Raw genomic sequence first — 12,607 nt, 5'->3', positions numbered from 1 at the left:
CTAGATTCTTTTTTTGCTAATCAAAACTCTAGCTTTATTTCTTATCTTTTTTGGTAAGGAGATTCTAATGATATATCTAGGCATATCTCTAAATAGGACTTTTAGGGTATTAAACAATGGATATAATTTATTATATTTATATCCAATAATGCAATCTTCTTTAAACATTTGATAGCTTAATTTTCCACTAACTCCATCTAGATTAAAACTGCTTATGACTTCATCAATGTATAAAAACTTGTAGCCATTATTGTATAGCATTGTAAAAAGATTTGTATCACCTGCGATTTTAAATCTCGTATCAAATTTGTATTTTTTGATGATATTAGTATCAATAAAAGATGATTGATGAATGAATTTGTGATGAAATTTGTGATTATGTGAGGCTAGGAGAATCTTAGAGCAGGTATTATCATATACCATTTGCGTATTTCCATATATTACACAAGGTTGTTTTATATTATCTTGCTCTTTTTTTGTATTGAATTTTTCAAATACTTTATATATCGCATTGCTATTATAAAATTTATCAGCACAATTCATAAAATTACACCATTTACCATTTGCTAAATCTATGCCTTTATTCATAGCATCATAGATTCCATGATCTTTTTGACTAATAAAATAAAAAGTAAAATTTTTATTATTCTTTTTTGTGGCTTTTAGGTGATAAATATCATCATTGCTTATTTCTTCCGTGATATTTGAAATATTTTTGATTTTATTTTCTATAAATTCTTTTGTGCCATCATTGCTTTTTCCATCAATGATTATGTATTGTAAGTTTTCATAAGTTTGATTTATTACAGAATCTAGCGTTTTTTTGATATTGTTTATATCATTAAAGACTATTGTAATAATACTTATTTTATCCATCTAATTTTAATCCTTTAATTTACTCTATACACAGCTACAACAGTGTGTCCATATGCATCATTTGGAATCTTTATAAAAGGTCTAGCAAAGATTCCTGCTTTATTTATGATTTTTCTTTTTATGCTTGTATCTATCAACTTTGGTTTTAAAAATATATTTGCCCATATTGTTTGTTTATAAAAATCAAAATGTTCCTTTTGCACACTTTCGTGATAAATCTCTAATAATTCTATATTAAAAATCTCACTTATATTTTTTAAAGTTTTATCACTAAAGCGACTAATATGATGTGGTGGCATATTTAAGATTCCATTGCTACATTTTGATATAAAGCTATCTTGGCTTGGCACTGCTATTATTAGCAAATCACCTTGCTGCCCCCCCCCAATTTAGGCATTTTATCTGTGAGTGGATAAAACTATAAGGATTTGTTACATGCTCTAGCACTTGAAAACTACAAGCTATATTAAATTTTGTTTTATTAGATTTAGAATATTCTTCTATGCTAATATTTTCTATATTTATGCCATTTTGTTTTGCCAACTTTTTTGCATCACTGCTAAATTCTAAGCCAATATAATTTTGCTTATTTGGTAAAAAACTAGCAAATGCAGCTTTTCCACAGCCAACTTCTAAAACTCTAGAATCTTTTTTAATAAATTGCTTTGCAAAATGGTATTCATTTTTTTCTTGCATATAATACCAAGGTAGTTTATTTAAATGATTGTAAAATCCATCATCACCACTTGGAATCTCCCCATTTTCTAGTGTAAAAAATCTTAAATCACAATCACAACAATGATGATAAAATAAATCTTGCTTTATGATATTTTCTACATTTATATCAAATGCCTTTTTATACAAGCTAATTAAATCATCTTTTTTTATTACATCAATCTTATTTGTATTATCACTTCCACACAAAATACATTTCATAATCACCACTTTTTTATTTTTTGCATTCAATATATATTGATGATATGCCTTTATATGGGCTACCATCGCTATTAATATCAAGCAAATAAGAATTAAAATTTATTATTTGGCTTTTATTAAAACTCATTATTTTAATATCTCTAAAACCACAAGATTCTAAGATATTTTTCAAACTAATTCTATCATACATAAATTTATGTCTCTCTCCTATGATTGTATTTATAAATACTTCATTTCTAATACTTTTTGGGATTAACAAACTTACTATATTTAGATATTTCATCAGTATTTTATTTTTGATTTTATCTAATGTGATTTTTTTATTTTTTGTTTGCAACTTATTTGTTTCTAGGATTCTATCTCCGACCCTATTCATTTATTGGATAGAAATCTATATTTTCAAAATCTTTGTGGATTCTACTTCCACAAGCAAAATTTAACATCATTTTGATCCCTTAATTTTGATTTAATCAAAGATTATATCAAAATTATAGATTCTAATTTTTAAGGGATAAATCGCTTAATTTGCTAATGCTTTTATTTCATAGCTAAATACTTGTGGGCTTGGTGCGTGAAATGCAGAGTTTGTCATCTTGCACCAAAATTTTATATGAAAGGTATATATTTTTAAAAATACCTTTTTAATCCACTTTTTTATACCTTTACTTCCAGCTAGAGCGTCTTTGTCAATGATATTGATATTTTTAAATCCAGCCATTTTTAGCACATATATAAGACTTCCAGCTGTAAATAAAGTATTATGCGTAAAATCCTCATAAGCCCAATAACAGCCAGTAAAACTTTGTGCATTTGGCACAGCAACAAAAATAGCACCATTTTCTTTAAGCACAGATTCTCTAAAATGTTTTAATATATCTATGAGCTTATTTTTTGTTAAGTGTTCAAGCACATGAGTAGTGATAATTAAATCAAATTTCTCTTTTGGTTTAAATGTAAAAATATCTTCTATCAAAAAAGATTCTATATCTAAACTTTTTACAAAATTTATTGCATTGGGATTTATATCAATACCAACAAGCCTAAAATCTCTATTCCCCCCCCCCATTTGCCATGTAAAATTATGATTTTTAATTGCAAATAAATTTTGTCCAAATCCACAACCAAAATCTAAAATCCTTGCATCATGAGGAAGTCCCTCTAATACTTCTTTGTAGTAAGCAGGCAATTTTGCATCTTTGTAAAATTCAGCCTTTACTCCTCTTGCTTCAAAATAATCTGTCATTTTTTCTCCTTTTGTAAAGTTAAATCAATAATTTTAATTACATCTTGTGCTGTAATTTCATTTATATCTAGTGTGCTTTTGTAGGCATATGTATTGCTTAGTTCTTCATATTTATCGAAATTGTTTTTTATAAAATGGTGAAACACCGGGTAGTATTTATCCCTTAGCTCATTTGGATAAGGGATAAATCTGCCTAGGTGGTTGCCATTAGACACGACGAAAACATTCGTCGTGTCTAATATAGCTCCTAAATGAGCACAACTTGTTTCATTTGAGATCAAGTGGTTGCCATTATACACGATTCTTGCAAGCTCTAAGAGACTTGTAGCCCCAGCTAGATTATATATTTGTTTGCTAGATTCTTTAGATTCTATTATCTTTTGTAATATATTTGCATTTTCTTTATCATCAATTCCACCGCAAATAGCGATATTTTGTTGATATTTTTTTATCAAATGTATTCCTACTTCCCCAAAGGATTCTATATTCCATTTGCGAAAAGAGGTGCTTGCACCAATAAAAAGGACGCTATATGGAGTTTGTAATTTAAATTTGTCTTGAATATATTTAAAAGCTAAATTAGTAGAATCTAGCTCTAATTTTGTCTCTAATTTTTTATTTAAAAAGTTTTGAAAAAACTCCATATTTCTATAAAACTCAAATAAAATTTCTTTTTTACTAGGATAGATTTTTGTATAGATTCTGTCATTTTTAGCTTTAGCATTTTGAGTGGTATTAATATAATCTCCTTGTGGAGCAATGCATAAACTTGCATTTATATATTTTGATAACAAAAAGTTTATAGCATCTCTTGAATGCACTGCATTAATAAAAATATCGTATTTATTATTTTTTAGAGTGCGTAAAAATTGCGTAGCATAAAGTGGATTTTTTGTGAGTTTTTTTGGATTGAAAAAAATAAAATTATCTATGATTTCTTTATCAAAATGTATAGCTAATTGTTTCCAAGCAATATTTCCTATAAGTGTGATATTGTATTTTGGATAGACATCTCTTATTTCTTTTAAAAAATTACGAAAAAGCAAATAATCACCGATTGCATCACTTCGTAAAATAATCATTGAATCTTTAATACATCGTGATTTTTTAAAAGTGATATTTGCAAATATAGATATATATAAGTCGCGTATTTTTTTTAATATAGATTTGATGGCACTCATCTTATGCCACCTTAGGTAAGATTGTTAGATTTTTGTATTTATTGTGGTTTGTTGTAGTATGATTTGGAAGGATATAAAAAATAGCAAAATTGCTATATGCTAGTTCCCCCCCCCCATTAAGTATATTTTGATATTGTGCTATATATTTTTTTGCTACTAAATTTGATTTAAAATTTTCTTTTATCTTCTTTATTGCATTTTGTGAGAGGATGTCTTTATTATCTATTGCCCATTTTATTCCATTTGCTAGGTCATCTATATCATTTTCTTTTGCAAGATAGCCATTCTTTTTATGATCTATCATATCACTATTGCCACCTATATCAAATGCCACAACAGGCGTGCCACAAGATAGAGATTCCATTATTGCATTGCTTAGATTTTCTGCTAAGCTTGGAGTGATAAAAATATCACTTGCATTGTATATAAGATTTAAAGTAGTATCATCATTTATATAGCCTAAAAAGTGAGTTGGTATATTTTGTAGTATTTCTCCACTGCTTGATCCAAAAACAAGCAGACAAAAATCAAAATCTAATTTCTTTAATGCACCTATTAGCTCGCTATATCCTTTTCTAGCTACATTTGTGCCACTTATTGCACCAAAAGTAATATAAAGAGTGTTTTGTTTAAAGAATATTACTTGTAAGAGTTCTTTATACCCCCCCCCATTTAGTATATTTTGATATTGTGCTATATATTTTTTACTCACGATTTTAGAATCAAAAGTCATAGCTTTAAGCCTTGGATTGTCATCTAAATTATTATCTATTGCCCATTTTATTCCATTTGCTAGGTCATCCACATCATAGCATTTTGCAAGATAGCCACTCTTTTTATGATCGATTATATCTCTTAATCCACTTGTATCAAATGCCACAACAGGCGTGCCACAAGATAGAGATTCTAGGGCTACTTGTCCAAAAGATTCTACTTTGCTTGGCACTACTATTACATCACTTAAACTATATACAATCCTAAGTGTCAAATCATCATGTAAATGTCCTAGATAAATCGTCTCAATCCCTTCTATATTTTCTTCATTGTTTTTTCCATGGCTTGCACCAAATATGATTAATCTTATATTTTTTTTATCTAGTTTTTTTAATGCATTTATAAGTTCATTATAACCTTTTCTATCGGTATTTGTTGCATCAATTGCCCCAAATGTGATTATTTTCTTTTGTGTATTTAAGCCCAAAATTTCTCTTGCAATTTGTTTGTTTATTGGTTTAAAAATATTTGTATCAATTGGATTTGGTAGGTTTATTATTGTTTTATCTTTTAGCAAAGCAGAATCTTTTGCACAATTTGCAATCCATCTACTAAGTCCATTTATTGTAAGATTTATTTTTTTATATGTATTCTTTTTTGCTTTAAATGTCCAAAAACTTAGGTCGTATTTAGAATTTGATTTTAACAAGGGACATCGCATGCAGTGATTTTTAACGCCTACACAGGCGGTTGCCACATAGTGGCAACCGCCTGTGTAGGCGTTAGCATCATGCAAGCTCCATATCATTGGTATTTTTATTTTTTTTAAATCTTTAATATTTAAAAAGCCATTATTAATCCAGTGAATATGTAAAATATCGGGATTTATTTCATTTATTTTTTTAATCAATGTTTTATTGCTAAGTGCATTTGGAGAGAAAATATCTTTATGCCTTTTTGGATATAGCATAAGAGGTATTGTGCTTAGTGCTGGACGCAGTTTTTCCATAATTTTTTGAGGTTTTGTTTGTGCCAATCTTAAGACACTATCTAAATCAGTGCTTTTATTTTGCACTAGCATTAAAGATTCTATATTTTCTTCTAATAATGCTTTGTGAAGTCTTAGCGCTGCTCTTCCTGCTCCACCAGAATCTTGAGATATTAAATGTAAAATTTTCATAAATTCTCCAAAAATTTGGATTCTATTCATTTTAACTTTTTAAATTCTTATAGTATTATTTTGCATTTTTAAAAATATAAGGAGATTCTATGGCTAGATTTAGGGGGGGGGCAGCAGCAATATAATAAAAATAGGATTGTAGTATTTTTAGAAGGTGGGCTTGGTAATCAGCTATTTCACTACGCTTTTTGCCATGTATTAAAAGAAATAACAAAAAAAGATATATATTTAGATTGCACAGAATATCAAAATACAGATACCAATCCACGAAATTTAGAAATCAAGTATTTTGATTTAAATATAAAGCTCATTACAACAAACAAAGAATTAAGCAAAATCCTAAAAGTGAATTTTTATTTTTTATTATTTAAGAAGTTTGTAAATAAAATCAATATTAAATGTTTTAAAAAGAAAATATTCTATCCAGTAAATAAACAAAAAATTATTTTTTATCCACATTTGCATTATAAAAATATATATGAGTTATCATTTGACATAAAGAATAGAATCTATATTTATGGTGAATATTTATGGCATTTTTCAAATTTTATACCTTTTAGATATTTTTTTATTAATACTTTGTATCCAAAAATAAATTTAGATTCTAAAAATAATATGATTTATGAAAAGATTAAATCTAGTAAAAATTCTTGTATGATTCATGTAAGAAGAGGCGATTTTGTAGGTATTTATGAATTGCTTGATATGGATTATTATAAAATGGCTATGGAGATCATGCGAGAAAAATATAGTGATATTTCATTTTTTGTATTTGGTAATGATTTTGATTTTATGCAAGAAAATTTTATCGATGATGATTGTAATGTCATAAACATAAATAATGAAAGCAAAGTAATTTTTGATTTTGTTTTGATGCAATCTTGCAAACACAAAATATTAGCAAATAGCACACTTTCTTTTTGGCTTGGATTTTTAGGCAGTGGAGATGTGATTTATAAAGAAAATATAAGCCCAAGTTTTACTTATAGTGCTAAAAATTTGATTGTGTTATGATTATCGTTTTTTGATGGATATAAAAATATTTATCTTTATGGTTTAGGCAGGAATCTAGCAATAAATCTTAGTATTTTTAATTCAAATAAAATTTCTATTCCAAAAAGAAGATTCTAATTTTTTGCCTATAAATAATTATATCTATAGGATTTTATAGGTTTTATATTTCTGCTATATATTCCCATATTACTCCATCTTTTGTATCCATTAGATGGATATTTTTAGATTTTAATTCATCTCTTATACTATCGCTTAGGGTGTAGTCTTTTTTACTTTTTGCTTCATTTCTATCTTTTATTTTTTCTTCTATATATTTTTTCATCTCATCACTTACGCCTATATGAAAATAATCTATTGGGTTTTTTTCTCCAATTCCTAGAATCTTATTGATAAAAATTATATTTGAGAGAGCCTTTTGCTTATTTTGTGTATCTTTTGGATTCTTATCTAGTAATTCATTATAATGTGAAATCATAGTATCTAAACAAGATAATGCAATAGAGATATTTAAATCATCATTTAGTGCATTTAAAAAAGTATCTCTAAAATCTTTATCTATTATATTAGATTCTACATCTATTACTCGTTTTTTTAATCTATACAGCCTGTCTAATCTTTTTTTACTGCTTAGCACATCTTCGTGTGAAAAATTTAGTGGTGAGCGATAATGCAAACTAAGTAAATAATATCTAAGCACTTCGCCATCATAGATTTTTAGTGCATCTTTTACAAAAAAGCTATTTCCTAGACTTTTACTCATTTTCTCGCCATTTATCGTCACAAAACCATTATGAATCCAATATTTTGCTAATTCTCTATTATTTGCACATCTACTTTGTGATGCTTCATTTTCATGATGAGGAAAGAACAAATCTGCTCCCCCTGCATGTATATCAATAGAAAATTCAGTATCTTTATATGCTAAATGTTTTTCAATCATAGCAGAGCATTCTATATGCCAGCCTGGACGCCCGCGACCAAATGGAGAATCATAAGCTATATCATCATCTTTATTAAATATCTTCCATAAAGCAAAATCTCTAATATCTTCTTTTTGCTCATTTTCACCTATACGACTAACTTGAGATTCTAGATTGGTTCTATTTGATAATTCACCATATTTTGAATCTTTTGATACTCTCATATATATATCATTATTTGGGGTAATATAGGCTTTACCATCTTTTAGTAGAATCTTAATCATATCAAATATAGCATCAAGATTCTGTGTTGCGCGAGGCTCTAGCATAGGTTTTAGTATATTTAGTGCATTCATATCATTTAGATAGCTAGTAATATAAGTAGAAGTAATTTCATTTATACCAATGTTTTCTTCTTTACTTTTTTTAACGATTTTATCATCGATATCTGTAAAATTTCTAGCAAAAATCACTTCATAATTATTTTGCAATAACACCCTATACAATAAATCAAATGTTATGGCACTTCTTGCATGTCCTAAATGTGAGTTGTCATAAACGGTTGGACCGCATAGATATATCTTTACTATATTTGGTTTAATAGGGATAAATTCTAGTTTTTTTCTTTTTACACTATCATAAAATTTTATATTATTAAGCACCATAAAAACCTCCAAAATTAAATAAATGTTTTAAAAAATATAATATCAATGTCTCAAGTATCAAAACCAAAATAAGAATAATAAATAGCCTTTTAGAGTTTATTACATTCTTAAATTTATCATAACCAAATACCTTTATTGTAAGTATTAATAACACAAATCCGCTTAATGATGATGAAAATGCAAGTGCAAATACACCAAATTTCTGCATTAAAATTAGTGAAAATAATACCCCACATGCAAGCGAAATAGCTGATATTTTGGCAGCTATATCTTGTCTTTTGTGTGAATAGAGCCAAAGAGAAAAGATTCTAGCAATTCCAAATGGAATAAGTCCAATTAGATACATCATAAATACATTTGCAACAATTATCGTATCATCTCTTTGAAATTTTCCTCTCTCAAATAAAATCCAAATAATTTCATTTTTTAGCACAATTCCACCAACTACACAAATGCCAAGACTAAATAAAAGCAACCAAAATGCATTTTTTAGCAAATGCAGAGCTTTTTTTTCATCATTATTTTTTATCATTTTTGCAACCATAGGAAATAGTGCAGTAGAAGTTGCTATTGCAAAAAGTGCAAGTGGTAGCTGGAAGATTCTATTTGCATAATATAGATATGATACAGAACCAACAGCTAAAAATGACGCAAGAAGTGTATCTATAAATGATGCAATTTGTGCAGTAGAGCTACCAATTAATGCAGGAAAAAATTGTTTTAAAAAGCTATTTAAATCATTTTTTAAGATATGTATTTTTGAATCTTCTTTTTTTGTAAAAATTATTTTTAAATCTAAAAATCCAATTACAAATAATCTAAAAAATTTTAGTTTATACAAACTATAGCAATGAAGCAGAATCTGTGCTACTCCACCTATTAAAACACCATAGCTTAGCATATATACGATATTATAAGTATCTTTATCTTTTGCAAATATCAATGTTAAAATCATTGCTATATTTAAAAGTGCTGTATTGTATGCACTAACCCAAAAATTATTTTTATATTGCAAAAGTGAGCTAAAAAAATTTGCACAAAAAATAAGGCTTAGATACCAAAAATTTATTGCAACAATTGGTTTTGCAAGTTCTATTGTAGTTTGTGGGAATCCATAAGCTAAGAGTTTTGTAAAAAATCCACTAAAAACTTGCACAGCAATGCTAAATAAAATCAAAAATAAAAAAAATATCATAAAGATACAAACACAAATTAAACCTTTTCTTTTTGCATTTATGAAAGTCGGTAAGAAACTTTGAGTAAATGCACCTTCTGAAAAGATTCTCCTAAATAGATTTGGCAATTTAAATGCAATAAAAAATATATCACTATAGATTCCAGCCCCAAGTGTATTTGCCATCAATAAATCTCTTATAAAACCAAAGATTCTAGAACATAAGATTCCGCTGCTATTTGTATAGAAAGCTTTTTTAAACAAGTTTTCAAGCCTTATTTTTTAAAATTTCAAGATTTACGATTCTATAATAAATTTGACTTAAAAACTAAGGGCTCATTTTGCAAACTAAAGTGATATATGATATTTATGATGTAAATTCTATTTTAAAAGAAGTCGCACTAAAGGCAAAAACAAATATTAATTCTTTAGAGATTAACCTAAAATCTTTTACAACCTACATAAAAAAATACAATGCTTATAGATTATTAAATACTAGTGCTGGAGAATCTATTGATGATGATTTATTATTTGAAAATAAAGATTATGAATTCAAGCAAAGCTATGATTTTTGCGTGAGATATAAACCAAAAGATAGATTATTTGATGTAATTGTTAATAATGAGGAAGTGATTTTACATTTGAAAAATGGTTTTATAGCCCCTAAGGATGAAATAGAAATAAATGAATTTATAAATACTATAGATTCTATAAAAGTGCAAAAGAGAGTATTTTTAAGGCATTTAAATAAGCAAAAAGAAATCATTATGCAGAATCTAGAGGATGTAAAAGATAAAGATAAATTTATCACAATTTATAAATGCAGTAATTTTATAGATAAAAAAGGTGGTGTTTTAGAATTTTTTATAAAAGATGTTGCTACAAGTGCAAAAAATATCATCGCTTTGAGTGAAAATACAAAAATAGCTAGATTTATAAAACAAAAAGATGGAAATAGTGGAAGAGATATATTTGGAAAATATATAGATGTTATAAACACCAAGATAGAATCTCCAAAATATAGCAATGATTTTAATATCATTGATAATGATGAATATTTAGAATATTTTAATAATAAAAGTGGCTTTGTATCTTTTTTTGATAATGATTTTACCTTTAATGAAGAACTAAATTTTAAAAATATCCAAAATGTAGATAATTATAAATTCACTGGCGATATAAATACTAATACAAAGATTACAATTGGAACAAATGGAGAGTTTGTTGATGCTATTGGCAGTGGCGTGCAAATACTTGCAAATAAAATCATCATAAATGGAAATATTGGTGCAAATGTAAAAATTATTTCAAAAGATTTAGAATTAAATGGGCAAAGCCATAAAGATTCTGTGATTCTTACAAAAGAAGCAAAAATAGATATCTTAAAAGGGAATCTAAAAGGCGATAAGGTCACTATTGAGAGTATTGAAAATGGTGTTATAGAATGCAATATTTTGGAAGTAAATCAAGTAAATGGCGGGAATCTTAGAGCACAAAATATAAATATAAATGAGCTTTATTATAACTCAAATATAGAATTTTCAAGTAAATGTACTATCAATAATCTAAAAGGTGGAAATAATAAAATCATATTTACTCCACAAGGAAATATATCTTTAAAAAAACAAATCAATATTTTGAAACTAGATTTAGATTCTAAATATGCAGAGCAACAAACCTTAAATAAGAAAATCACAGGCTTGATATATAAATATAATAAATTTCAATCTAGTGCAAATGAATTAAGAGAAATGATAAAAAAATATAAAGAGCAGAAAAAAGAAGCCCCAAGTTATATGGTAGAAAATTATAATTATTTTTTAGAGATTGTAAAACTTATAAAATCTTTAAAACTAAAAAATATTGATTTAGATAAAAATAAAAATGAGATTGAAACTAAAATCAAATCACTACAAAAAGAAGTATTTCAAGCAGAATTTATCTGCAAAGAAGGCTGGTTAAAATATAATGATGTTGTATTTGAGTTAATTTTGCCAAAAGTATATTCATCAAAGACGATTATAAAAGGTATTGGCAGGTATTATTTTGATAAAGAGAGTAAAAAAATCATCCATCAAAAGATTTTTGTAGATGAGCAACAAGAAATTGATAATTATGGATTCTAAATGATAGCTGGACTTATTGGAAATGTTTATAGTAAAAGTGGAAATAGTGTGCTTTTTAATGTTAATGGCGTGATTTATGAAGTATTTATGTCTATCAATGCTATTACTAATCTAAAAGATAATGATATTTTGCTAATCACACAAATTATACGAGAAGATGGGAGTTTTTTATATGGATTTTTGCAAAAAAATGAAAAAGATTTATTTGATACTTTGATAAAGATAAATGGTATTGGTCCAAAGGTTGCAATGGCAATTTGTAGCTCATTTAATCCAAGCGAATTTATAAGTATTGCTTATAATAATGACTTTATGAGTTTAAAAAAAGTGCCAGGTATTGGTGAAAAAATGGCTAAGCGGATTATTGTAGAGATTAGTGGAAAGCTAGAATCTATAGATTCTATTTCAATCCCACAGCATAAAAAAGAAGCCATACAAGCCTTAGAATCTCTTGGATTTAAAAGAAATGATTTTATGAAAATTGTAGAAAATTCTACGCACTTAGAAGCACAAGATATAATAAAAGAGGCTTTAAAACACCTAAAATAGATTTGTATAATATGGTGAGATTTTTAATC

At 26.9% G+C, this 12,607-nt stretch carries 12 protein-coding genes; 3 read left to right on the top strand and 9 right to left on the bottom strand.

The genetic code is table 11. From position 1 onward, the window contains the following. The 7 genes from CQA42_RS01935 to CQA42_RS01905 form a co-directional block, all read right to left on the bottom strand. Window positions 1-876, bottom strand: coding sequence for a glycosyltransferase (locus CQA42_RS01935; protein ID WP_115583007.1), 876 nt, complete (start codon window positions 874-876; stop codon window positions 1-3). A gap of 14 nt (window positions 877-890) precedes the next feature. Continuing rightward, window positions 891-1,241: a hypothetical protein gene (locus CQA42_RS01930; RefSeq protein WP_115583006.1), complete on the bottom strand. Its 351-nt coding sequence runs from the start codon at window positions 1,239-1,241 to the stop codon at window positions 891-893. A 1-nt stretch (window position 1,242) separates the two neighbouring features. After that, the gene (locus tag CQA42_RS01925) at window positions 1,243-1,812 is read right to left on the bottom strand and encodes a bifunctional 2-polyprenyl-6-hydroxyphenol methylase/3-demethylubiquinol 3-O-methyltransferase UbiG (RefSeq protein WP_115583124.1); all 570 of its coding nucleotides are present in this window, start codon (window positions 1,810-1,812) and stop codon (window positions 1,243-1,245) included. Window positions 1,813-1,825: 13 nt separating this feature from the next. Beyond that, window positions 1,826-2,188, bottom strand: a complete 363-nt coding sequence (locus tag CQA42_RS08390) for a hypothetical protein (RefSeq protein ID WP_258865524.1) — start codon at window positions 2,186-2,188, stop codon at window positions 1,826-1,828. 144 nt (window positions 2,189-2,332) lie between these two features. Beyond that, window positions 2,333-3,055, bottom strand: coding sequence for a bifunctional 2-polyprenyl-6-hydroxyphenol methylase/3-demethylubiquinol 3-O-methyltransferase UbiG (locus CQA42_RS01915; protein WP_115583005.1), 723 nt, complete (start codon window positions 3,053-3,055; stop codon window positions 2,333-2,335). Then, window positions 3,052-4,236 (bottom strand): glycosyltransferase family 9 protein, encoded by a 1,185-nt coding sequence (locus CQA42_RS01910; RefSeq protein ID WP_115583004.1) that lies wholly within the window; start codon window positions 4,234-4,236, stop codon window positions 3,052-3,054. The genes CQA42_RS01915 and CQA42_RS01910 overlap by 4 nt, the downstream gene beginning before the upstream one ends. A 1-nt stretch (window position 4,237) precedes the next feature. Beyond that, on the bottom strand, window positions 4,238-6,130 hold the full coding sequence (locus tag CQA42_RS01905) for a glycosyltransferase (protein WP_115583003.1): 1,893 nt from the start codon (window positions 6,128-6,130) through the stop codon (window positions 4,238-4,240). Window positions 6,131-6,214: 84 nt separating this feature from the next. Between CQA42_RS01905 and CQA42_RS01900 the strand changes: the two genes are divergently transcribed. Beyond that, entirely contained in the window at window positions 6,215-7,144 is a 930-nt protein-coding gene (locus CQA42_RS01900; protein ID WP_115583002.1) for an alpha-1,2-fucosyltransferase, read from the top strand. A gap of 160 nt (window positions 7,145-7,304) precedes the next feature. On the opposite strand, the gene cysS is transcribed toward CQA42_RS01900, so the two are convergent. Together cysS and murJ are read right to left on the bottom strand one after the other, a co-directional pair. Beyond that, complete coding sequence (cysS, locus tag CQA42_RS01895; protein WP_115583001.1) at window positions 7,305-8,729, bottom strand: cysteine--tRNA ligase; 1,425 nt, start codon at window positions 8,727-8,729, stop codon at window positions 7,305-7,307. Further along, window positions 8,719-10,167: a murein biosynthesis integral membrane protein MurJ gene (murJ, locus tag CQA42_RS01890; RefSeq protein WP_115583000.1), complete on the bottom strand. Its 1,449-nt coding sequence runs from the start codon at window positions 10,165-10,167 to the stop codon at window positions 8,719-8,721. The genes cysS and murJ overlap by 11 nt, the downstream gene beginning before the upstream one ends. A gap of 77 nt (window positions 10,168-10,244) precedes the next feature. Between murJ and CQA42_RS01885 the strand changes: the two genes are divergently transcribed. Beyond that, window positions 10,245-12,029, top strand: a complete 1,785-nt coding sequence (locus CQA42_RS01885; RefSeq protein WP_115582999.1) for a FapA family protein — start codon at window positions 10,245-10,247, stop codon at window positions 12,027-12,029. After that, window positions 12,030-12,578 carry a Holliday junction branch migration protein RuvA gene (ruvA, locus tag CQA42_RS01880; protein WP_115582998.1) on the top strand — a complete coding sequence of 183 codons (549 nt, stop codon included), beginning with the start codon at window positions 12,030-12,032 and terminating at the stop codon, window positions 12,576-12,578. Window positions 12,579-12,607 lie beyond the last annotated feature (29 nt).

The organism is Helicobacter sp. MIT 99-5507, from assembly GCF_003364295.1.
Taxonomy (GTDB): Bacteria; Campylobacterota; Campylobacteria; order Campylobacterales; family Helicobacteraceae; genus NHYM01.
The sequence above is the reverse complement of the archived record's forward strand: the minus strand, read 5'-3'. Positions and strand labels throughout refer to the sequence as shown.